Annotated in this window: 15 protein-coding genes and 1 pseudogene; 7 read left to right on the top strand and 9 right to left on the bottom strand. The window is 41.1% G+C overall.

Annotated features, from left to right (window positions below; all coding sequences use genetic code 11):
- Positions 1-525 precede the first annotated feature (525 nt).
- Positions 526-2,748, top strand: a complete 2,223-nt coding sequence (locus tag VE944_RS16850; protein WP_324979024.1) for an FdhF/YdeP family oxidoreductase — start codon at positions 526-528, stop codon at positions 2,746-2,748.
- Positions 2,749-2,946: 198 nt separating this feature from the next.
- Here VE944_RS16850 and VE944_RS16845 read toward each other — a convergent pair whose 3' ends face one another.
- Positions 2,947-3,384 (bottom strand): orange carotenoid protein N-terminal domain-containing protein, encoded by a 438-nt coding sequence (locus VE944_RS16845; protein ID WP_324979020.1) that lies wholly within the window; start codon positions 3,382-3,384, stop codon positions 2,947-2,949.
- Between the two features lie 351 nt (positions 3,385-3,735).
- Here VE944_RS16845 and VE944_RS16840 point away from each other — a divergent pair, with 351 nt between their 5' ends.
- Together VE944_RS16840 and fdhD are read left to right on the top strand one after the other, a co-directional pair.
- On the top strand, positions 3,736-4,425 hold the full coding sequence (locus tag VE944_RS16840) for a Uma2 family endonuclease (protein ID WP_324979018.1): 690 nt from the start codon (positions 3,736-3,738) through the stop codon (positions 4,423-4,425).
- Between the two features lie 197 nt (positions 4,426-4,622).
- The gene (gene fdhD, locus VE944_RS16835; RefSeq protein WP_324979014.1) at positions 4,623-5,456 is read left to right on the top strand and encodes a formate dehydrogenase accessory sulfurtransferase FdhD; all 834 of its coding nucleotides are present in this window, start codon (positions 4,623-4,625) and stop codon (positions 5,454-5,456) included.
- Between the two features lie 10 nt (positions 5,457-5,466).
- Here the strand turns inward: fdhD and VE944_RS16830 are convergent, their stop codons facing one another.
- Complete coding sequence (locus VE944_RS16830) at positions 5,467-6,498, bottom strand: VOC family protein (protein WP_324979011.1); 1,032 nt, start codon at positions 6,496-6,498, stop codon at positions 5,467-5,469.
- An 81-nt stretch (positions 6,499-6,579) separates the two neighbouring features.
- Positions 6,580-7,200 carry an rRNA large subunit pseudouridine synthase E gene (locus VE944_RS16825; protein WP_324979008.1) on the bottom strand — a complete coding sequence of 207 codons (621 nt, stop codon included), beginning with the start codon at positions 7,198-7,200 and terminating at the stop codon, positions 6,580-6,582.
- A 258-nt stretch (positions 7,201-7,458) separates the two neighbouring features.
- Between VE944_RS16825 and hisC the strand changes: the two genes are divergently transcribed.
- The 3 genes and pseudogenes from hisC to VE944_RS34320 form a co-directional block, all read left to right on the top strand.
- Complete coding sequence (gene hisC / locus VE944_RS16820; RefSeq protein WP_324979005.1) at positions 7,459-8,535, top strand: histidinol-phosphate transaminase; 1,077 nt, start codon at positions 7,459-7,461, stop codon at positions 8,533-8,535.
- Between the two features lie 400 nt (positions 8,536-8,935).
- Positions 8,936-14,380 (top strand): trifunctional serine/threonine-protein kinase/ATP-binding protein/sensor histidine kinase, encoded by a 5,445-nt coding sequence (locus VE944_RS16815; RefSeq protein ID WP_324979002.1) that lies wholly within the window; start codon positions 8,936-8,938, stop codon positions 14,378-14,380.
- A gap of 29 nt (positions 14,381-14,409) precedes the next feature.
- Positions 14,410-14,554, top strand: a pseudogene (locus tag VE944_RS34320) (transposase); the annotation flags it as partial.
- Positions 14,555-15,569: 1,015 nt separating this feature from the next.
- Here VE944_RS34320 and VE944_RS16805 read toward each other — a convergent pair.
- The 5 genes from VE944_RS16805 to VE944_RS16785 form a co-directional block, all read right to left on the bottom strand.
- On the bottom strand, positions 15,570-15,818 hold the full coding sequence (locus VE944_RS16805) for a DUF7219 family protein (RefSeq protein WP_324979058.1): 249 nt from the start codon (positions 15,816-15,818) through the stop codon (positions 15,570-15,572).
- Positions 15,819-16,097: 279 nt separating this feature from the next.
- Positions 16,098-17,306: a precorrin-6y C5,15-methyltransferase (decarboxylating) subunit CbiE gene (gene cbiE, locus VE944_RS16800; RefSeq protein ID WP_324978999.1), complete on the bottom strand. Its 1,209-nt coding sequence runs from the start codon at positions 17,304-17,306 to the stop codon at positions 16,098-16,100.
- A 12-nt stretch (positions 17,307-17,318) separates the two neighbouring features.
- The gene (locus tag VE944_RS16795) at positions 17,319-18,095 is read right to left on the bottom strand and encodes a class I SAM-dependent methyltransferase (RefSeq protein WP_324978996.1); all 777 of its coding nucleotides are present in this window, start codon (positions 18,093-18,095) and stop codon (positions 17,319-17,321) included.
- A 168-nt stretch (positions 18,096-18,263) separates the two neighbouring features.
- The gene (locus tag VE944_RS16790) at positions 18,264-19,472 is read right to left on the bottom strand and encodes a 4-hydroxy-3-methylbut-2-enyl diphosphate reductase (RefSeq protein ID WP_324978993.1); all 1,209 of its coding nucleotides are present in this window, start codon (positions 19,470-19,472) and stop codon (positions 18,264-18,266) included.
- A gap of 234 nt (positions 19,473-19,706) precedes the next feature.
- A complete protein-coding gene (locus VE944_RS16785; protein ID WP_324978990.1) occupies positions 19,707-20,540 on the bottom strand; it encodes an SGNH/GDSL hydrolase family protein in 834 nt (277 codons plus the stop codon).
- Here VE944_RS16785 and VE944_RS16780 point away from each other — a divergent pair.
- Positions 20,461-20,670, top strand: a complete 210-nt coding sequence (locus tag VE944_RS16780; protein ID WP_324979061.1) for a hypothetical protein — start codon at positions 20,461-20,463, stop codon at positions 20,668-20,670. The two genes, VE944_RS16785 and VE944_RS16780, sit on opposite strands and share 80 nt — an antisense overlap.
- 32 nt (positions 20,671-20,702) lie before the next feature.
- On the opposite strand, the gene VE944_RS16775 is transcribed toward VE944_RS16780, so the two are convergent.
- On the bottom strand, positions 20,703-22,127 hold the full coding sequence (locus tag VE944_RS16775; RefSeq protein WP_414690134.1) for an ammonium transporter: 1,425 nt from the start codon (positions 22,125-22,127) through the stop codon (positions 20,703-20,705).
- Positions 22,128-22,761 lie beyond the last annotated feature (634 nt).

Here is a 22,761-nt window from a genome sequence, read left to right as displayed (position 1 = left end):
ACTACTGCTTTAAAAATTTAGAAAATACTCCTACTTGATTGCGTGAAAAAACACTGTAAACCTTAATTTTCTATAACTGGGAGCCAGACCCTATCATACGTGGGCATTTCTAACGATTAAGTGCATTTGTTAATTTTTTCATAGCGTCTGAAAAAGCAATACTGTTTAATGTTAAACAAAGGTTGCTGCTCAAATCCCCGATTTTAAACATAGAAATTATAAAAAATACTTTTAATAGCTTACCTGAACTTCATATTTTGACTAAATTCAATAAGCAAAATCTGCAATTGCTTTCTCAAAAGCAGCTTTTTATGTCTCATTTCAGTATATTCTGCAAGCAAAAGCAGCTTTTTGTTTCTCAAAAGCAGCTTTTTATGTCTCATTTCGGTATATTCTGCAAGCAAAAGCAGCTTTTTATGTCTCATTTTGGTATATTTAGCAAACAAAAGCAGCTTTTACTGTCTGCTACTCATTTCGTAATCAAAACGATAGCCTAAGAGAATCCAGCAACTTACACATTGCATCATGCTACCTAAACCCAAAAAGCACTGGACACCTTCAAATTGGGCAAGTTGGAAACCTTTTGGCATTGGCGAACAGTATCCCAACAATTTTTGGGAGGTATTTCGGGCAATCTGGCTATCTCGTGACAAACTACCTTACGCATGGAATATCCTCGATAAAGGTGTTTGCGATGGTTGCGCTCTTGGAACAACCGGGATGAAAGATTGGACTTTAGACGGTATTCATCTTTGCAATGTCCGGTTGCGGCTGTTGCAGATGAATACTATGCCAGCTTTTGACCCTGTGCTATTGGCGGATGTTTCGCAGTTACAAAAGCAAAAAAGTGCCCAATTACGCGACTTGGGAAGACTCCCGTACCCGATGATTCGTCAACGAGGGGAAAAAGGCTTTCGGCGTGTGAGTTGGGATGAAGCTTTAGGAGTAATTAGCGATCGCATCCGTTCCACCACACCAGATCGCCTAAGTTTCTATGTTACCAGTCGTGGTACTGTCAACGAAACTTATTATGCTACCCAAAAAGCTGTCCGAGCAATGGGAAGCAATAATATTGATAATGCTGCCCGCATTTGCCATTCCCCCAGTACAGCAGGACTGAAAGCTTCTCTTGGTGCAGGGGCTACCACTTGTTCTTATAAAGACTGGATTGGAACTGATTTATTAGTCTTCATTGGCTCTAATGTTGCTAACAATCAGCCTGTTACCGTCAAATATCTCCATTATGCGAAAAAAGCTGGCACAAAGATTGTAGTTATTAATACTTACCGCGAACCAGGAATGGAGCGTTACTGGGTTCCCTCAATTGTAGAAAGCGCCGTTTTCGGTACAAAGTTTGCCGAAGACTTCTTCTTAATCAACATGGGCGGGGATATAGCATTTTTGAATGGCACTATTAAACATATAATTGCTAACAACTGGGTAGACCAGTCATTTATAGATTTATACACAGATGGCTTTGCTGAACTCAAAGAATCGTTAGAAAATCAATCTTGGGAAGAATTAGAGCGGCTTTCTGGAACATCCCGCGAGTCAATGTACGCTTTTGCCAAAATGGTCAAAGAAGCTAATAAAGCCGTATTTGTTTGGAGTATGGGCATTACCCAGCATGAATGCGGTGAAGATAATGTGCGAAGTATTATTAACTTAGCTCTCACCAAAGGTTTTGTCGGTCGGGAAGGCTGCGGTTTAATGCCAATTCGCGGCCACTCTGGGGTACAGGGTGGTGCAGAGATGGGATGTTACGCGACGGTATTTCCTGGTGGTAAACCTATCACCCCAGAAAACGCTGCCCAATTGAGTCAACATTGGGGCTTTGATGTGCCAGCAACTAAAGGTTTAATTGCTCCAGAAATGATTAACGCCGCACATCAGAGGGATTTGGATGTGTTGGTTTCTGTGGGCGGGAATTTTTTAGAAGTACTGCCAGAACCAGATTATGTGGAAGCGGCGCTGAAGAAAATACCCCTGCGGGTACATATAGATATTGTTCTCTCCAGCCAAATGTTAGTGGAACCTGCTGATACTGTGGTGCTTTTACCTGCGACAACTCGCTACGAAATACCAGGGGGAGTTACAGAAACTAATACCGAACGCCGGGTAATTTTCAGTCCAGAAATTCCGGGGCCGCGCATTGGAGAAGCGCGTCCTGAGTGGGAAGTCTTTTTAGAATTGGCAAAGCGGGTAAAACCAGATTTGGCAGATAAGCTGGCTTTTGCTGACACAGATGCGATCCGTCAAGAAATTGCTCAAGTTGTCCCGCAATATGCTGGTATTCAACACTTACAGCAGGCTGGCGATCAGTTTCAATATGGTGGATCACATTTGTGCTTTGGCTGGAATTTCCCTACAGCAGATGGAAAGGCACATTTTGGGGTATTATTACCACGCCAAAGAGAGTTACCAGAGGGTTATTTTTTATTAGCAACGCGCCGAGGCAAACAATTTAATAGTATGGTGCAGGAACGCAAGGATGCAATTACTGGGGCGATGCGAGAGGCGGTGCTAATGAATGCTGCTGATGCTGCACACTTGGGTTTAAAAGATAGTGATCGCGTCATTCTTAAGAATGATTTAGGCGAGTTATTGTGTCAAGTCTACATTGCGCCAATTCAGTCAGGAAACTTGCAAGTACATTGGCCAGAAGGGAATGTGCTATTAGATAAAAGTAAGCGATCGCTTGAAGGCGTACCTGATTATAATGCAGTAGTACGCTTGGAAAAAATCTGAATCAAGTCTCATTTTCCCAGCTTTAACATTTCCAACAGATCCATCAACTTACATCAAAATTACCGCATAGATACTTATCTATGCGGTAGTTCTAAATTAACGTCTATTAAAATAGAGCAAAAGGAGCCAGGTTTAGCTTAATTTGCTGCTTTCAGTTATCGCCAATTCTAAAAAACTATTGAGAGTTCTTGGACTTAACTAACCCATCCCTTGTACCACACTCAGCATAAAATTAACCCGTTGCTCAAACTCTAGATTTTTGATCAATACAACAAAATCATCCGTTTCAGCAGGTAGTTCATAGTCGGATGGTACTTGAATGACGCTTCCATTGTCCATTCCTTGTGCCAGCAGTAACCAAACGTCTAATTTGGCATTGGGACTTAGACTATTATAGCTTTGGCTTGCACCATTAATAATGTCGCGTTGTGCTTGCAACTGCTCTTCTTTAGACAAGTCCTGGATTTGGTCGAAGACTGCTTTAGCTATAGCTTCTACGCTTTCAGGAGGTGCCGGGTTTAGCTGCTCTTTAAGATCCAAGTAACCGAACCAAAGTAGGGCTAGCTGAGTATCTACATCAAAGTCTTGAAAAGTTTCTAAAGCTGGTTTTGTTGCTTCATCGGCTGTGTAAGTCATAAAAAACTCCAACTAAGTTAAGGTTATTTTGATTTCTTCAATTATTTACTGAGGAACTTTGGTTTCAGTACTTCATACAACTTAACGAACAAATGTAGATAGATAACCCCACTTAGGGTATGTATAACACTCATTACATAAGACAGATATAGATAATTCAAGTTGCTAGTTACAAAAATGCCTGCTTCGATGTATGGAAAGCAAAGATAAATGTTAAAACTTGAAGTAGCGTCTGTGACAGTAAGCGATCGCTTGAAGGGGTTCTTGATTATAATGCGATCGCGCGTCTAGAAAAACAAACCTATATTACAGTAAGTTTATATCACCCATATCACTCCAAAACTTGCAGCCATGTCCGCCGCCAAAGATTTTGAATTCCCAAATGATGTAATATTTCCTCTAGGGGATTTATATAGTGACGAACCACCTTTGGAAAGCGAATTACATCTACGCCAAATAATTTTGCTATTGCAATGTTTAGAATTGTGGTGGCGAAATCGCAATGACTTTTACGCTGCGGGTAATCTAACAATTTACTACAGCCAACGCCAGAAGAGGTCAGAAGAATTCCGGGGGCCAGATTTTTTTGTAGTGCTGGGATGTCAACGCAAAGTTCGTAAAAGTTGGGTTGTTTGGGAAGAAGATGGGAAATATCCCAACATAATTGTAGAGCTTCTCTCGAATTCTACAGCCTCAACTGACAAGGGTTTGAAAAAACAAATTTTTCAAGATATCTTTCGCACACCAGAATATTTTTGGTTCGATCCCAATAATTTAGAATTTGCTGGCTTTATCTTGATTGGCGGTACTTATGAACCGATAGAACCTAATCTTCAAGGATGGCTGTGGAGTCAGCAGTTAAATTTGTACTTGGGTGTTTATGAACATAAATTGCGCTATTTCACTGCGGAAGGGAATCTAGTTCCTACACCAGAAGAAGTCGCTGAACAAGAACGACAACGCGCTGAACAAGAAAAACAACGCGCTGAACGCCTAGCAGCCAAATTGCGAGAACTGAACATTGACCCAGATACGATTTAAAGTATGTAGACTTGCTCTAAAAATCATGGAAGCTCAACCAAAGGAGATCAGAAATTACTTAACATATAACGGTATAAATCCTTTCTTTAAGTGCTTTGACTCTGTGCGAGATAGAAGAGCAAGAGCAAAGGCTAAGTTGCAATCAGTATAAATATTAGTATCAAAATTTAAATTTACCAACTCTTATAAATATAAAAATGCCAACTACAAGTAAGACCAAAGCCACTGTTTGGGTAGTAGAAAATGGTAAAATGCGATCGCGTTTAGACCAACTTACTACCGAAGAACCTTTAGAAATTCGCCTCGTCCCTCTCCAGAAGACAATAGCTGTAACGATGCGGACACCAGGGGCAGATTTTGAACTAGCTGCTGGTTTCCTCTACAGTGAAGGAGTAGTTAGTCAGAAAGAAGATATCCGACGTATCAGTTACTGTGTGGATGAATTGGGAGATGGTGAACAACGCCATAACATCGTAAATGTAGAACTGCGAGATGGTTTGATTCCAGACTTACAGCCTTTAGAGCGTCATTTCTACACTAGTAGCGCCTGTGGAGTATGTGGTAAAGCTAGCCTTGAAGCTTTGCGTCTGCGGGGATGTCCAGTGATTCCTTCTGGCCCAACAGTAACACCTGAGATCATCTACAATCTACCTGATAAGCTCCGGGCTGCTCAAGGTATCTTCACAGCTACAGGAGGTTTGCATGCTGCGGCTATTTTCAATGCTCAAGGACAACTGTTAAACCTGCGCGAAGATGTTGGACGACACAATGCTTTGGATAAATTGATTGGTACAGCTTTGCTCAGTGACGAGTTGCCTTTAAATAATTGTATTGTTTTAGTAAGTGGACGCTCTAGTTTTGAGATTTTGCAAAAATCTACAACTGCTGGAATTCCCATTGTCTGTTCTGTTTCCGCTCCCAGTAGTTTGGCGGTGTCTGTCGCCAAGGAATTCGGGATTACCTTGATTGGATTCCTGCGCGGAGAACGGTTTAATATTTACACTGGTTTGCAAAGAATAAACGCTGCTTAAGAACACGGATTTAATTATCTTCTAGCAAAGTCCAGAAGTAGCCATCTGGCGCAACGAAAGAAAAACTCATTTCGCCAAATTCGTTACTAATGATATCTGTAACTTTTTGTACAGTACTTGCTTTGATGCGATCGCAATATTCCTGTATTCCCTTTACCCGATAGGTATATAAAGACATACCCAAGCTACCTGGTTGGGCAGCCTCAAAGCGCGATTCTAAATTTATCTTTTCTGGGAATCGAATAATGTAAAGTCTACCACTGCGTGCGGCCATCAGATCAGCCTTAGAAGAACGGGGATCATCAAAAGCCGTGACAATAAACTTTTCACCAGGATTAAGGTCAAAAATATCTTTACCTGCTGGTGAAGACTCATAGCTAGTTTCGACATCATCACGCACACGCAGCAAACCCAAAACGTCTTCATAAAACATCAGCGTTTCTTTGCTGTCATCTTGAACTACGATTCCCAGGTGGGTAAACTGACTAGTCTTGAGTGCAGCATTATGGTTAACTTGTCCGTAATGCGGTAGTGTATAGCCAAACCGTTGAAATAAAACTTGTCGAGCTAAAGGTTGCAGTAGCAGCATTTCTCGCACCCCAACTGCTGGCTCAATAAAAGGACGGCTTTTTCTCTCTTTGTTGTAGATGACTTCCCAATAAGGGATAGAGTACCTAATAGGCAAACCTGCCGCTTTAGCATCCTCTATATGATTTAAAATATTTAAAACATCTGCCGTTAAGCTTGTCGCCCAGCGATTTCCCTTAATTTTCATTGAGGCTGTTCCCAAACCTTCATGGGTAGGATTTTGCCAAACCATCAGCCGAATCAAACCATGATCTGAATTTTGGTGGTAGAGGCGGATTGAGCGTAAAGATGAATTCACGCCATATAATTTATTGGCTACATCTGCGGTTAATTCACCCATTTCACCAATGCGATAGCCAAATTGCTCCCAATACTGAATTGCAGAAATTGGCTCTGGAATGCCGATACAGACTTCATAGATACCTGCAATTGCGGTTTGTTGTTCTTGAGTCATACCAATTTTGGATTTTAGATTTTAGATTGGTTCAAAATAAATAAAGCTTGTCGCTAGCTCATAGCAGAAAGTCGATTCCTGTTAGAGAGCATTTGCGTTTGGAGGAAAACTTTTCGATTTACTGAAATTATGTAGAAATTGGAGTTCAGATGTGGTGAGGTCGCGCCATTGACCCAATTGTAAATCATCTAATTGTAGGTGGGCTATGCTAACCCTAACCAGTCGCAAAGTCGGAAACCCTACAGCCGCAGTCATGCGCCGTACTTGGCGGTTTTTCCCCTCCGTCAAAGTCATTTCTAGCCAAGCTGTCGGTATATTTTTGCGAAATCTAATCGGCGGATTGCGTTCAGGTAGCTGTGGTTCTTGTGGTAACAGCCTAACTTCTGCTGGTTGAGTGCGGTAATCTTGAATTTCCACACCTGTTTGCAACCTTTTTATCGCATCTGCATCTGGAATTCGCTCTACCTGTACCCAGTAAGTACGTTTATGACCAAAACGCGGATGGGCGAGACGATGTTGCAATTGCCCATCATTCGTTAACAGCAGTAACCCTTCACTATCCCAGTCTAAGCGTCCCACAGGATACACATCAGATACATCAATATAATCTTTCAGGGTGCTATGTGTGGGAGCATCTTTTGTAAACTGGCTGAGAACGCCATAGGGTTTGTAAAAAATAATATATCGGTAATGATTTGTCATTTGTCATTTGTCATTTGTCATTGGGCATTAATCAATAATTCTTCTTCCCCTGCTCCCCTGCTCTCTGCCCCCTCTTAATACAAGCCCAAAATCAGGTAGATTAACAGTTATTCTCTAACAGATAATACCTCTTATGCGGAACACTACGCGTAGCCTACTTCCCTTGAAGCAAGGATTGAATGTCTAGTAAACTCCTAACTCTAAAATTTAAAATCTAAAATCCAAAATTGAATCTGTTTTTTCCATATCTCATGCTCTATGACCAACTACTTTCGCTCTAATGTAGATGCAATGGCTAGCTACATTCCCGGTGAGCAGCCTCAACGCGGTACACAGATAATTAAACTCAACAGTAACGAGAACCCCTATCCTCCTTCGCCTGCGGCGCTAGCTGTGCTGCAAAATATTGATGGCGAGTGGTTGCGGCGGTATCCAGAACCTTTCGGGGGGGAGTTCAGGCAAGCTGCAAGTAAAGTTTTAGGTGTTCCTAGCGATTGGATAATTGTGGGAAATGGTAGTGACGAATTGTTGAGTGTGGTGATTCGAGCCTGTGCAGAACCTGGAAAGAAAATAGTTTATCCCATGCCAACTTATGTGCTATATCGCACATTAACAGAAATGCAAGCTGCGGAAATTATTGAGATTCCTTACAGCGATGACTACAGTTTACCTTTAGAAAAACTAATTGCTGCCAATGGATCTGTAACATTCATTGCATCGCCTAATAGTCCATCGGGGCATGTGGTAGCAACAAATGATCTGCGAAAATTAGCCAGCCAATTATCTGGAGTTTTAGTGATTGACGAAGCATACATAGATTTTACCGAAGAGAATGCATTGGCTTTGGTAAAGGACTACGAAAACGTTATTGTAATTCGCACACTTTCTAAAGGGTACTCATTAGCTGGATTACGGCTGGGATTTGGGGTGGCAAATCCCAAGCTGTTGCAGGGATTGTTTAAGGTGAAAGATAGCTATAACATTGATGCGATCGCTTGTGCAATTGGCACGGCTGCTATTACCGATCAAGCTTATAAAAATGCTTGTGTGGCAAAGATTAAAGCATCGCGGAATCAGTTAGCAACAGACTTAAAGCAATTAGGTTTTCATCTTTGGGATTCCCAAGCTAACTTTTTGCTGGTACAGCCTAGACAAGGAAATGCAGAATATCTCTATCAAAAACTGAAGGAACGGGGAATTTTAATCCGCTACTTCAAGCAGCCTGGATTAGATGATAAATTACGCATTACTGTTGGCACTGATGAACAAAATCAAGCTTTAGTGGAGGCACTAATTTATTTGTTAGAGACTACGGATAACGGAGCAGTTGTGTAACGTGAGTTCGGGTTAACATTAGGCGCAGGAAGCAAATTGTGATCGATAGCGATCGCAAATCACCAAACTTTATGTTGATAATGTTTATATCACTAGTGGTGCATTTATTTCCAACAATCTTTGAAATTGTGAGTCCAGTGTTGTAGGCGGGTAACAGTCGTAGGCAACTGGCTGCCCTCGTAGCGCTAGCGTCGGAATACGTATCAGCCATTAAGCGTTGCTTAAAATTTTGATGGGGTTGAGAGCAAAGCGTTTTGGAGAGGAGCCTCATCTAAATTCCTACCTCCAGCCAGAACTGCCTTCTTCGCCTAGTATTTTAAGAGTTAATTTAACCTGAATTTCGGGAATTATTATAGTAACCATCAAAATCTATTATAAAACAACATTCAGCCAAGTAATAATGCTTAAATTAATTGCTCGTATCCCGGATTATAGTATTGCAAGTTTAATTTATGAAGCTACTGCCACAGTAATTTATCGAGCATACTCCAAGGCTAACGATCGCTCAGTCGTTATCAAATTGCTCAAAGCAGAATATCCGACTGTCAAAGAGATTGCTCAGATTAAGCACGAATACGAAATTATCCAAAACCTGAACATTGCAGGTGTAATTAAAGCCTATGAATTAATCAATTACGACAACGGTTACAGTAATGGTTTAGCAATGGTTTTAGAAAATTTTGGTGGAGAATCTTTAAAAGCTCAGATATCTGATACAGGCTTTGAACTTCCGAAATTTCTCAACATCGCCGGTCAAATTACTGAAACTTTAGGAGAGTTACATACCCAGCATATTATTCATAAGGATCTTCAGCCCGAAAACATTCTTTATAACCCCAATACCGAAAAAATAAAATTGATTGACTTCAGCATCGCTTCGCTGCTGTCAAAAGAAAGTCCAGAAATCAGTAGCCTCAACCTCTTAGAAGGAACGCTGGCTTATATGTCGCCAGAACAAACTGGACGCATCAATCGAACCTTAGATTATCGTACAGATTTTTACTCATTAGGTGTCATTTTCTACGAAATGCTGACGGGTCGGCTCCCCTTCCAGAATGCTCAAGACCCAATGGAATTAGTGCATTGTCACATTGCGAAAATTCCAGTAGCTCCGCATGAGATTAATCCTAATGTACCACTGGCAATCTCTGCGATCGCTATGAAACTTCTGAGCAAAACTGCTGAAGACCGCTACCAGAGTGCTTACGGGTTAAAGGCTGACCTAGAACAAGCAGCAATACAACTGCAAACAAAAGGCAGCATTGACCTTTTTACCTTAGGCCAGCAAGATTTTTCGCATCAATTCCAAATAGCTCAAAAACTTTACGGTAGGGAAGTAGAAGTGGCGGCTTTAATGGCTGCCTTTGAAAAAGTTAGCCTTGGTTCTAGCGAAGTTGTGTTGGTAGGAGGATACTCTGGTATCGGCAAATCCTCACTAGTTAACGAAGTTCACAAACCGATTGTCCGGCAACGAGGTTACTTCATCGGTGGCAAATTTGATCAACTCAAGCGAGATATTCCTTATGCTTCTTTGATTCAAGCATTTCGAGAATTGATGCGACAACTGTTAGCTGAAAGCCAAGCCAGAGTTGAGGTTTGGAAAAATAAATTATTACGAGCATTGGGAGTTAATGGTCAGGTTATTATTGATGTCATCCCGGAGGTAGAACTAATTATTGGGCAGCAAGCGCCTGTACCGCAGTTGGGGGTTGCTGAGTCTCAAAACCGTTTTAATCGGGTCTTCAAGCAATTTATCCATGTTTTTACTGCTGCTGAACACCCCTTAGTACTGTTTTTAGATGACCTCCAATGGGCAGATGCCGCCTCTGTGAACCTGGTCGAGAATCTGATGACTGACCCAGAAAGTCAGTATCTTTTGCTGATTGGGGCTTATCGAGATAACGAAGTTAGTCCTACTCATCCCCTGATGCTAATGCTAGAGGCAATTCAAGCATTTGGGGCAACCGTTGAAGAGTTACTTTTGAAGCCATTAGCAGCACCTCATATTACTCAACTGGTTACTGATACGTTCAATTGCGAATCATCTCAAGCAGAACCTTTAGCTGATTTGCTATTTCAAAAAACCCAAGGTAATCCCTTTTTCTTGACTCAGTTACTAAAAGTACTGTATCAAGATAATCTTTTGACATTTGATTATCGTTCGGGTTTATGGCAGTGGGATCTCAACAAAATTCAGGGACAAGCCATTACCGATAATGTAGTCGATTTAATGGTGAATAAAATTCAGAGGTTGTCAGAACCAACGCAGCAAGTTTTACAATTAGCTGCTTGTGTCGGGAACCGATTTAATTTAGAAATTCTAGCTGTAGTCAACGAAAAATCTCCATCAGCAACAGCAATTGATTTATGGGAAGCTTTACGAGCCGGATTAATTCTTCCTTTGAGCGATACTTACAAAATTCCTCAGTTGTTGAATCAGTCGGAATTGGCAACATACTGCAAGACTGCTGTACAAGTTGACTATAAATTTTTGCATGATCGCGTTCAGCAAGCTGCCTATTCTTTAATTCCAATTGATCAGCAAAAACAAGTACACCTTAAGGTAGGAAAGTTACTATTACATAATACTGAAAAATCCCAGTTAGAAGAACATCTTTTTGATATCGTCAACCATCTCAATGCTGGCGGTTCATTAATTGTGGAACCAGTAGAAAGATATGAACTGGCAGAATTAAATCTGAAAGCAGGTCAACGAGCAAAATCATCTTCGGCGTTTGTAACTGCACTCAAGTTGCTAGAAACAGGGGTGAGTTATCTACCTGAAAATAGCTGGCAGGATAATTATTTACTCACATTAAATTTATATCTACAATCTGGAGAAGCAGAATTTTTAAATGGCAAATATGAGGAAGCCTTGTTGATTTTTGAGCAGACTTTCAGCCAGGTTAAAACTACTCTTGATATGTGTCGGGTGAATGAATATCGGATTATGTGTTATCGGATGGAGAATGATTTAAACTCCGCATATAAAATTGGGTTAAATACTTTAGAGCTTTTAGGCTTAGAGTTTACAGCTTATCCCGATGATGCATATTTATTGGAAAAACTTAATTATACCAAAAAAGTTATTGGCGATCGCTCAACTTTTAGTCTTGCAGAACTACCACCAATGCAAGACGAAGAAAAGTTAATGGCTCAACGCATCTTAAAAGAAGTCTGGCCTATTGCCTACTTTTTGGGATCTAAAGCGTTGCATATCACATCAATGAATATAACTCAACTTTCAGTTCAGTATGGCAACTCACCAATTTCTGTATTTGGTTACATGCTGTATTCGTTCAACTTAGTATTTCAATATGGTGAGGTGGATTCAGGTTATGAGTTTGGTGAGCTATCTCTGCGTTTGCATGAAATTTTAAGAACAAAAGAATTAGAAGCAAATATTTTGAATATGTGGGGAGGTTTAATTTGTCATTACAAAGACCATATTAGCGAGGCAAAACCTTATTTATTGAAGGGATTTAATAGTGGTTTAGAAACAGGTTCTTATCAATGGTCTGGTTATTGTTCGGTTAATTTTTTATGGCAATGCTTATTTGGGAATGAATCTTTAGAAAAAACCGCAGAAGTAGCCGAAGATTTTATTCCTAGCCTCCGCAAAATTGACAGAAATATGTTGAACTACCATCTGCTGGCTATGGAAGCGATCGCTAATCTGACTAAGCCAGCAGAAAAGATTGATCAACTTGTTGGTACTTGGGCAGATGAAGGGCAAGTGCTAGAGTTTGCATTGGCATCTTCGGATATGTTGAGTGCATTTGTAGTTTACATCTATAAACTTGCGCTCTGTAACTGGTATGGAGAATATACCAAAGCTGTTGAGTATGCAGAGAATGCCGAAAAATATGTAGGGGGAGCGCGAGGGATTTTTATTAATCCTGTTTTCTATTTTCACCAAAGTATTGCCTTAGCAGGGGCTTATGCAGAGGCAGATACCGAAACTCAAGCCATTTATCTGCATAAACTAAATGCCAACTTAGAAAAATTCCAGCAATGGGCAATGCACTGTCCAAGCAATTATCAACACAAGTTGCTGCTGATTCAAGCTGAAGTGGCTCGGATTCACCAACAAGATTATCAGGCAATGGAACTGTATGATAAGGCGATCGCTTCTGCTGCCGAAAACGGTTATTTACAAAATGAAGCCTTAGCAAACGAACTCGCATTTCGATTTTACTTGGCCAAGGATAGGAAAAACTTTGCCAAAGTTTATTTTAAAGAAGCCCGCTATTGCTATCTAAAGTGGGAAGCTACGGGTAAAGTTCGGCAACTGGACGAGCAATATTCCCAAATTTTTACAGATACAGTTGGGGAAGTAACTGGGCGGGGTACAGCTACAAAGCAGATTCAGGATATTTCTGAAGTTAAAACCCAAACTTTAGATATCAGCACAGCGATTAAAGCGTCCCAAGCACTCTCAAGCGAGATGGAGCTAAGTCGGCTGTTAGAGAAGATGATGACGATCGCGATCGAGAATGCTGGGGCCCAAATGGGTTATCTACTTGTAAAACGAGAGAACCAGTGGGTGATTGAAGCCGAAGGAAGCATTGATCGAGATCAAGTGACAGTGCGATCGTCGAGTCTGGTGCAAGTAAAGCATAAATTGCCAGTTTTACTGATTAACTATGTTGAAAGAACGAAAGAAAATTTGGTTTTAGACGATGCTAGTCACACAGAGCGTTTTGTGAGTGACAACTATATTATTGCCAATCAACCTAAATCAGTCTTGTGTTTGCCTTTTGCTCACCAGGGTAAGCTAACTGGAGTTCTTTACCTGGAAAATAACCTCACCACCGGAGCCTTTACCGCAGAGCGATTAGAGGTACTAAACTTATTAACTTCGCAAGTTTCCATCTCTATAGAAAATGCTCGGCTCTACACAAATTTGCACATATACTCCCAGGAGTTAGAGATTTCGGAAACAGAAGCGCGTGAGAAAGCAAAACAGCTAGAACACACACTCGATGAATTGAAGCTTACCCAGTCTCAGATGGTGCAAAGCGAAAAAATGTCTAGCTTGGGGCAGTTGGTAGCAGGCGTTGCTCACGAAATCAATAACCCAGTCAGCTTTATCTACGGCAACCTTACTTACGTTAATAATTATGTCAAAGACTTGATGACTGTAGTACAACTTTATCAGCAGCAGAACCAGAATTTACCGCCTAAAGTTCAGAATGAGATAGATGAGGTTGACTTAGATTTTTTGATGGAAGACTTACCTAAGCTGTTGGCTTCCATGAAAGTAGGAACTGATCGCATTCGCCAGATTGTATTATCTTTACGAAACTTTTCCCGCCTAGACGAAGCTGAAGTCAAAGCCGTTGATATCCATGAGGGCATTGATAGCACTCTGATGATTTTGCAAAATCGGCTTAAACCCCAACCAGATCATCCGGGAATTCAGGTAATACAAGAGTACGGCAACCTGCCACCCGTAGAATGTTACCCTGGCCAACTGAATCAGGTATTTATGAACCTGATTGCTAATTCGATTGACTCTTTGGAAGAATTTAACAAACATCGGACTTATGCCGATATCACACGTCAGCCAAGTATCATTACAATTCGTACTAGTGTTGAAGGCAATTTTGCCGTCATCCGCATTGCTGACAACGGTTCTGGCATCAGTGAAAATGTGCGTCGGCAACTCTTCACACCCTTTTTTACTACCAAACCTGTTGGTAAAGGCACTGGTTTAGGGCTATCTATTAGTTACCAGATTGTGACTAATAAGCATCGAGGGCAGTTGGAGTGTATATCAGTTTTAGGACAAGGGGCTGAATTTATGATTTCTATCCCCCTTAAGGCAACGCAGGGTGAGTAGGAGGAGCAGTGAAAAATTTGCTCAGGAAACGACGCTCGATTATTGAAACCATCATTGACCAGTTCAAGAATATCTCCCAGATTGAGCATTCCCGTCACCCATTGTCTGTCAACTGCAAGCGTCAACATTGTCTGCGATTTAATCGCTTACTGCCACCTAAAAAAATATAGTTAGTAAACTTTTGTAAATATTGCGTGTCCTCTGCGAAAAACTTATGAGATGGAAATGAAAACTCAATAGACACCGCAATACTGCTCGGGTTTTGGTGCATAGTCATTGAAGATCCGATTAATAAAAGCATAAAAAAAATGGCAGTTAATCAAACAGTTCAATTTTTCTATAAAACAGCATTAATAGAAGAATTTGAAATGCGTTCTTAACCCTAAGGGGTCTAAATCTCCTTCTAAACATAAAAGCCTTCTGCTTCTTATCTCTTCAACAAAAGCAGACTCGCGTTAAAGGTAATACAAAGTGTTCTTGCTTGAATCCCACGTTGAAAAACGTGGGGTTTTTTCTTCCGAATTAAATTTAGTTTTTTTAATAAAAATCAATAATTTTAGGTATGACAATCTTTGGGAGCATCTCACTTTTGCAAATATAAGCGTAAGTGAGGGAAAATAGTTACACTCTTTGACACTCCTTAGCCTGACTTTTCACAGTATCTTCTTGTTTTACACGATCAGATTAAAAACTAGCATCTCAAAGCCTGATTCCTCTGTTAATAATGACCAGTTCAACTATGGAGTGAAACCTAATCGGGAAGCAATACTGCTCGGATTTTGGTGCATAGTCATTGAATATCCCCCTTAGTCTCCCTTAAAAAAGGGGGAAAATAAGGCATTTTTAGCCCCCCTTTTTAAGGCAGGTTAAGGGGATCGACTCTTAACCGAGCAGTATTGAATCGGGAAGGGCGTTTTAAAACTTACCTTGAAAAGTCAGCATGAACAGTTGCGATCGCATTATCAGGAAATCTACGCCAAGAAATTGCTCAATAACTAAAATATTTATTCATTAAAATAAATTTATGCCCATATTTAGAACGTCACGGACTTACTTTTGATGAAGAAAAGTTGAGTAATTTAATAGTAGATAAACAGGGTACTTGAAAGATAGACGAACGCACTTCTGTAAGAGTAATTATAAATAGCGATCGCATTATCGCTTTTCCTAAACAACTTCAGAATTTTTCTTATGGTTCCTCACCAATTAACAATGCTTTTTTACTACGTTTCAACTGTTTCCAAAGTGCTTTAATCTGTTTGTAAGCATCTCCTGGGTCAAGCTTTCCAGATGTTTCTAAACTGGTAATGTAGCCAACTTTTTGAGCAAATTCTTGAAGGTTGGCATTAAATACTAAATTCTCTGGCTTAACTTGACCGTAATAGCGACTACGAGGGTAAAGAAATTTGTTTTTGTCGTCAAGATTATGCTCGTCCATTACTTCATCCCCAATAAGTGACTTTTTGTCAACGATAATCACAACAGAAATTGCTCAATAAAGAAATTGCCGCGATTGTTGCAAACTGTGAGCGAGTCTAAAAGGGAACACAAAATTAATTATACAGCAATTAACTGCTTACTAGCTGCGATAATAGTAAGCTTTTTCAATCATGAACATTAAATGTAGGCCATACCAGCTCCTGCTTATGGCGTTGCAATCATAAGTAATAGAAATTTCAATTTTAAATCAAGTTCCCTTAACTTATGAATCATCTTGTTATTTGACAACTACCCATTGCGTCACAGGCGCCATTGCTCGCCAGCCCAAAAATTTACCAATAGGTTCCGCCCGTTGAATGGCAATACGAGTTAAATCGCCACCGACTCGTTCATGCCATTGAAACAAAGTTTGCTCACCCTCTACCGTCACCACATTTGCCACCAAACGCCCACCCGGCCGCAATGCTTCCCAGCAGACATCAAAAAGTCCCGTTGCTGTCACGCCACCACCAATAAAAATAGCATCTGGTGCTGGCAAGTCTTTCAGGGCTTGGGGCGCTTTACCTTCAATAATTTGCAGATTTGGAGTACCGAGAGTGGCGGCATTATCAGCAATATATAGTAGTCTAGAAGCATTTTGTTCGATCGCGATCGCTCGACACCGAGCATTACTCCGCATCCATTCGATAGAAATTGAGCCACAACCCGCGCCCACATCCCACAATAATTCTCCCGGTGTCGGTGCTAAAGCTGCTAGGGTGATTGCCCTGACTTCGCGCTTCGTTAACTGTCCATCGTGGTGATAGGCGTTATCTGCTAATCCTGGTAATCTTGGTAAAGGGATAACCCCAGCATCAGCAATACAATCAACTGCGATCGCATTCAAAGCAGCAACTTCAGTTTCACTCCAGGATGCAGCCGTACCTTCCACAATTCTTTCATAAGCGCCGCCCATACGCTCCAATAGGGTGATTTTACTCTCACCATAGCCGCGATTTGTCAAAATCTCCGCAACAATGGCGGGTGTATCCTTCCCTTCGCTCAAAATCAACAGCCGCGCTTTTGGGTAAATGTAAGACTGGAGTAGGGAAGATGGACGACCATTCAAACTCAAGGTTTCCACCTCAGTCAAAGACCATCCCACCCTGGCACAGGCCAGGCTGAAGGCTGAAGGTGCGGGGATAATCGTCATTTCAGAGACGGGAATTCGCCGCATCAAGGTAACACCAATGCCGTAACACATCGGATCGCCACTTGCAAGTATGCAAATTGACTCACCCCGACGCTTGCTGATTTCCTCAACTGAAGTGCTAATGGGAGATGTCCAGACTAGTTTCTCACGTTGGTCATCTGTAGGGAGCATTGCTAAATGGCGATCGCCTCCCACAATTACTTTAGCTTGATCGAGTAAAGAACGAGCGATCGCGCTTAACCCCTGTAACCCATCTTCGCCAATGCCGACGATAGAAAGCCATTTCTGTGTCATGCTAATTCATAATTATTTATCGGCGATTACAAATAAGTAATCTCCTTGATTATTTTCATACTTATTGACAATCTCGGTGATGCGTCCTGTATTAATATCTGCTGCTAGCCTTTGACATCCTGTTGCGATTTCATCTGCCGAAGCTAGCAAAGAAAATGTAGAAATTCCAGACCGGACATTTTCATCTAAATATATTTCAGGACGATATTTTCCACTATATAAAAATAGGTCTTGCAAGCTTTCTGAAATAGAATGAAGTTCAATATTGACTGAATTAAAACCTACATCATTGAGAGCATATTTAACCTTTTCTAAACTTGGCATCTGTTCAGCAGATTTATGTATAGCCTCTGGAAAATATTCGACTAACCAATATTTGCTCATTTGCTCTGGGGTGGCAGTAAACAATACAAAACGACCAGATGCTAAAACACGGTATATCTCTCGAAAAGCATGAGTTAGTGCAGCAAAATGATGTATTGCCAGCGTGCATAGCACACCAGAAAAAGCCCCATTAGCATAAGGTAAAACCTCAGCTTCTGCAACTTGCCAAGATACAACATTACTCTTATTCGTAGCAGCATCAATCATCTTTTTTGACTGGTCTACTCCACTCCAAACACCACCATGTTTTGCTAAAGCTAGCGTGTAATTTCCCGTGCCACATCCCACATCGAGATAGGATAAATCTGATTTGATTTGGAGGTGTTTAGCTAATTTGGCAGCGATGTCAGGGTCAGCGCGACGAGTCAAATCATAGCCTTTGCCAATTTGCTCATAAACAGCCATTTATTGAATTCCTCACAAATTTTAAAAATAATGAATAGTCAATAGTTATCAGTGAAAACTAGTACAATATCTAAGGTAGTTTTGGAGGTTTGTAGTAAGGACTTTAGTGCTGAAAAAATAAGTACTAAATTCCTTACTACAAACTTGCTTACTTGATAACCGATCACGTTAAACCAGCGCTGTTGTTGCTTTCATTGCAAAAATCTTCTCAATCACATCTTCTACTACCTTATCTGGCGTGGAAGCACCGGAAGTAATTCCCACAACAATTTCTCCATTTGGCAACCAGTTTTCTGTAGTTATTAGTTGCCCATTTAATTGCCGATGTTCTATGGAATCTCCTGATTTAATCCGTTCAACAGTATCAATATGATAAGAAGGAATTCCCCGCTCAAAAGCAATTTGTTGCAATTGAGTAGTATTGGAGGAATTAAATCCACCAATTACTACCATTAAATTTAAATTATGTTCTACTAACTCCAACATTGCATCTTGGCGTTCTTGAGTGGCATCACAAATAGTATTGAAGCTTTGGAAATGCTGATTTAACTCGATGGGGCCATACTTCTGTAACATAGTCCGCTCAAAAAGCTTGCCGATTTGCTCTGTTTCGTCTTTTAGCATCGTAGTTTGGTTAGCAATACCAACTCTTGCTAAATCCTGATCAGGGTCAAATCCTGCTGAACAAGCTTTAGCAAATTTTGTCAGAAATTCTTCACGGTTGCCACCATTCATAATATAGTCAGCAACATATTGCGCTTCTTGTAAATTCAACACAATTAAATACTTGCCAGCAAAGGAACTAGTCGCAACTGTTTCTTCGTGTTTATATTTACCGTGAATTATTGATGTATAATCGATTTTTTTGTGCTTTTCTACTGTATTCCAAACTTTAGATACCCAAGGGCAAGTTGTATCAACAATTTTGCAGCCTTTCTCATGAAGTATCTGCATTTCTTGAACGCTAGCTCCAAAAGCGGGTAATATCACTACATCACCAGTTCCAACAACAGAAAAGTCTTTATTCTTTCCTTCAATGGGGATGAATTCTACTTCCATCTCCTGCATTCGCTGATTTACAGAGGGGTTGTGGATAATCTCGTTAGTAATCCAGATGTGTTCTGTAGGGAAGTGCTGGCGGGTTTCGTAGGCCATTGCCACAGCGCGTTCTACACCCCAGCAAAAGCCAAAAGCTTGTGCTAGTCGGATTGTCACATCACCGCGTTGTAGAGTGTAATTGCGATCGCGAATTTCTTGAATCAAATTACTCTGATACTCAGACTGCAACTGGGTAGCAACTTCTGCTTGATGACCAAATCCCTTGCGATTGTAATTTTCGGAATGTTGCAAGCTGCGCTTAAAAGCTTTTGTATCCATTAGATTTGTCTACTTAAACCACTATTTCTTATTTTCTCGCGCCCAGAGGCGATTTATACAAAGTTGTATTCAAAGATATTACTTCTTTTTGCCCTTTATCCTTTTTCGCGTGAAGGATATTAACGGATTTCCAGAAATTAAATTATTGAATTTTGGGAGCGAAGATGATCGTTAGATTCTTCTTCCCCTGCTTCCCCTACTCGCCAGATGGGATATTTTTTTAGTTGGAAGTCCCTAACGCTGGGGTTTTAATTCGATCTCGCTATAAATCTGCAATGCAGAACGCCAAACTATATAGCCTTCAGGACTTAAATGTAAGCCATCACTAGTAAATTCGCGGCGGAGATTACCTTGTTTGTTGGTAAACAGGGGGTATAAATCGAGATATTTGACACCTTTTTTGTTACAAATATTTTGCAGTTGCTGATTCAACTCACGAATGCGACTATTGGCAACAGCCAGAAGCTTATCTCGTCCTTTCCAGGTTGCTTCTTCTGCCCCATGTGGCAAAATTGATTGGACAACAATTTGCGCCGTGGGATGCGTCTTTCGTAGGTAATTAATAATTTGACGCTGATTATTTAAAATTACCCTGTCGCTCACTCCCCGAATTAGGTCATTAATGCCAATCATCACAAAAATCACCTCTGGCTGGGTGCGGTCAAATATCTCCAATCTTTTCAAAAGCCCATTACTGGTTTCGCCAGAAATTCCTTGATTGAGCCAATTTTTACCTTCTGGTAATAACTCAGGCGGAAACCACAAACTCAAAGAATCTCCCACCAGGACGGTTAAATGCGGAGGACGTTGGTCTGCGGCTACCTTGGCTTCTTGCATGAGGATGTCCACCCACTGCTGGTAAGAGAGTTGGTGACGACGACCTAAATCAGGTGTAGCAATTTCGGGTGAGTTGTTCAGGCTGATTGGCTCTGGGGATGTTATTATCCCAAAAAAAGCGGACAATCTCTGCTGTTGCCAAATTAGCAGGATGACCGCCAACATTAGGATGCCGTTGGTTAACAGCGAGAAAAATGCCCAGATAGGAAAGGTTTTTGCAGATGTAGACACGACTAGCGAAATTTACCAATTATTTGAATCAAATTTTAACGCTAGCGATCGCAAATTACACAATTTTAAATTGGGAGTGGGGAATGGGGAGTGGGGAGTGGGGGGAGCAGGAAAGAATAATAACTCCTAACTCCTAACTCCCTACTCCCTACTCCCTACTAACTAAGTGGGACGATCACCAAACTCGGAATTGTAACCTTCTTCACCGTGTTCGTTGATATCCAAACCTTGCAATTCAGCTTCTTCTTTGACTCGCAGCCCCACTGTAGCATCGATAACCTTGAGAATAACCCATGTACCAACACCTGCGATCGCATAAGCAATGGCAATTGCTACTAGTTCAACTCCCAATTCACCAAAATTACCACGTAATACTCCCTCTTTACCTCCGCCGTTGACTTGAGTCGTGGCAAAGATAGCCGTTAAAATTGCCCCCACTGTCCCACCAACCCCATGCACGGGAAAGGTATCTAAAGCATCGTCAATTTCTAGCTTGTGCTTGAAACTGATCGCATAGAAGCAAACAAAGGCGGTGATGAAACCAATTAAAATCGCTGATAGCGGTGTGACAAATCCGGCGGCGGGAGTGATGCCCACCAGACCAGCAACGGCTCCTGTAGCTGCTCCCACGGCTGTCGGTTTACCCCGTAAAACAGCCTCCAAAATTAGCCACATTAAAGCCGCCGCAGCCGCCGATGTATTGGTTGCAACAAAGGCTGTTGTTGCTAAATTTGTTGTCAAATCACCAGAAGTTCCACTACCAACAGATAGGGCACTCCCAGCGTTGAAACCAAACCAACCAAACCATAGCAAGCCAGCACCCAGCAAAATAAAAGGAACATTGTGTGGTGGGCTAAGACGATCCGGATGGGTTTTCCGAGGCCCAAGGACGATCGCTGCGACCAAAGCAGAAACGCCAGAACTAATATGAACTACTGTACCACCGGCAAAGTCGAGGGCACCTAATCCACCAGCCAAACCTAAGAATCCACCTTTCGCCCAGACCATGTGAGCCAGGGGGGCGTAAATAAAGGTTGACCACAGCAGCACAAACAGCGAATAGGCGCGGAAACTCATCCGCTCTGCGATCGCCCCAGAAATTAAGGCTGGGGTGATAATAGCAAACATGGCTTGGTAGATCATGAATGCCTGGTGGGGTATCGTTCCGGCGTAGGAGACGAGATCAGCATATTTAGGGTCTGCTGCTTTCAGGGCGTCTTCATAAGGCAGATGCGGCAAGTAGCCTTGAGTTTCTAAACCAACACCGTTCAACCCTAACCATTGCAATCCACCGATAAATGGTAAACCTGGTGCAAAGGAAAGACTATAACCCCAGAGAATCCAGGTAACTCCCACGATCGCCATCAACACAAAGCTCATCATCAATGTGTTTAGGATATTGCGCGATCGCACAAATCCACCATAAAAGAACGCCAATCCTGGTGTCATTAACAGCACTAGTGCTGCTGAAATCAGCATAAATGCCGTATCTCCAGTATCAGCAGCAGGTACAGCAGCTGGTGTTTGGGCAAAAGCATTGCCCATCAGCGGCCCTCCTAAAAACAGTAGGGTGATAGCCCCAATCATCACAACTTTCTTCAACACTTCTTTTTCTTCCTAAGCACCAATAATTTGTATACTTGACTACATTTGATTACTTCTAGTTACACATTTTTGTATTCAAAGTTACTTAACCTTAATTTTCTTGAAATGTTAACAAAAGTAATCCTGCTTGTAGTTGCCAAGATGAAAATAATGATGTATACATTCAATCATTTTATTGTTGATTGCATCTTTTTTTTGAAGAATAGCATTTTATTCAAGCGCTACAAAATTCTAAATTTTTAGTTACCTACTGTTACAAATCAAGATACTTGTGATCCTTGAGAAGTATTGTAAATTATCAAAGAATTTTGCCAAAAATATGATGATTTCTCTTCATATCTCCCGTATAAAGGCGTAGATATATATCCACATGGCTTCTTTTTACAGCTTAGTTACTAAAAAAACTTTGGAATTTTGGATGAGGTTATTATCTGTTTAAAAGGGAATACCATAAAAGTTATTGGTCAAAAATAATTTGAAGAAGAATTCAGAAGTCAGAATTCAGGAACCAGAATGCAAGACGCTCCTGCGTCGAAGGAGCTGCGCTATCAGTGGGGGATTCAGACCCGCCACTGAATTGTTGCACCACCAAATTTTCAATTTGGTAGGGGTCTTA

Origin of the sequence: Nostoc sp. (assembly GCF_035638895.1) — a bacterium.
In the GTDB taxonomy this organism is placed as follows: Bacteria; Cyanobacteriota; Cyanobacteriia; order Cyanobacteriales; family Nostocaceae; genus Nostoc.
Note: the sequence above shows the minus strand (reverse complement) of the source record. Positions and strands in the feature narration are given on the sequence as shown.

Excerpts from the sequence above, each read along its gene's own strand:
- cbiE (WP_324978999.1), bottom strand. The coding sequence starts at position 17,306 with ATGACACAGAAATGGCTTTCTATCGTCGGCATTGGCGAAGATGGGTTA.
- VE944_RS16840 (WP_324979018.1), top strand. The coding sequence starts at position 3,736 with ATGTCCGCCGCCAAAGATTTTGAATTCCCAAATGATGTAATATTTCCT.
- VE944_RS16845 (WP_324979020.1), bottom strand. The coding sequence starts at position 3,384 with ATGACTTACACAGCCGATGAAGCAACAAAACCAGCTTTAGAAACTTTT.
- VE944_RS16790 (WP_324978993.1), bottom strand. The coding sequence starts at position 19,472 with ATGGATACAAAAGCTTTTAAGCGCAGCTTGCAACATTCCGAAAATTAC.
- VE944_RS16805 (WP_324979058.1), bottom strand. The coding sequence starts at position 15,818 with ATGGACGAGCATAATCTTGACGACAAAAACAAATTTCTTTACCCTCGT.
- VE944_RS16825 (WP_324979008.1), bottom strand. The coding sequence starts at position 7,200 with ATGACAAATCATTACCGATATATTATTTTTTACAAACCCTATGGCGTT.
- VE944_RS16815 (WP_324979002.1), top strand. The coding sequence starts at position 8,936 with ATGCTTAAATTAATTGCTCGTATCCCGGATTATAGTATTGCAAGTTTA.
- VE944_RS16850 (WP_324979024.1), top strand. The coding sequence starts at position 526 with ATGCTACCTAAACCCAAAAAGCACTGGACACCTTCAAATTGGGCAAGT.
- VE944_RS16795 (WP_324978996.1), bottom strand. The coding sequence starts at position 18,095 with ATGGCTGTTTATGAGCAAATTGGCAAAGGCTATGATTTGACTCGTCGC.
- VE944_RS16775 (WP_414690134.1), bottom strand. The coding sequence starts at position 22,127 with ATGATTGGGGCTATCACCCTACTGTTTTTAGGAGGGCCGCTGATGGGC.
- fdhD (WP_324979014.1), top strand. The coding sequence starts at position 4,623 with ATGCCAACTACAAGTAAGACCAAAGCCACTGTTTGGGTAGTAGAAAAT.
- hisC (WP_324979005.1), top strand. The coding sequence starts at position 7,459 with ATGACCAACTACTTTCGCTCTAATGTAGATGCAATGGCTAGCTACATT.
- VE944_RS16830 (WP_324979011.1), bottom strand. The coding sequence starts at position 6,498 with ATGACTCAAGAACAACAAACCGCAATTGCAGGTATCTATGAAGTCTGT.
- VE944_RS16780 (WP_324979061.1), top strand. The coding sequence starts at position 20,461 with ATGACCGCCAACATTAGGATGCCGTTGGTTAACAGCGAGAAAAATGCC.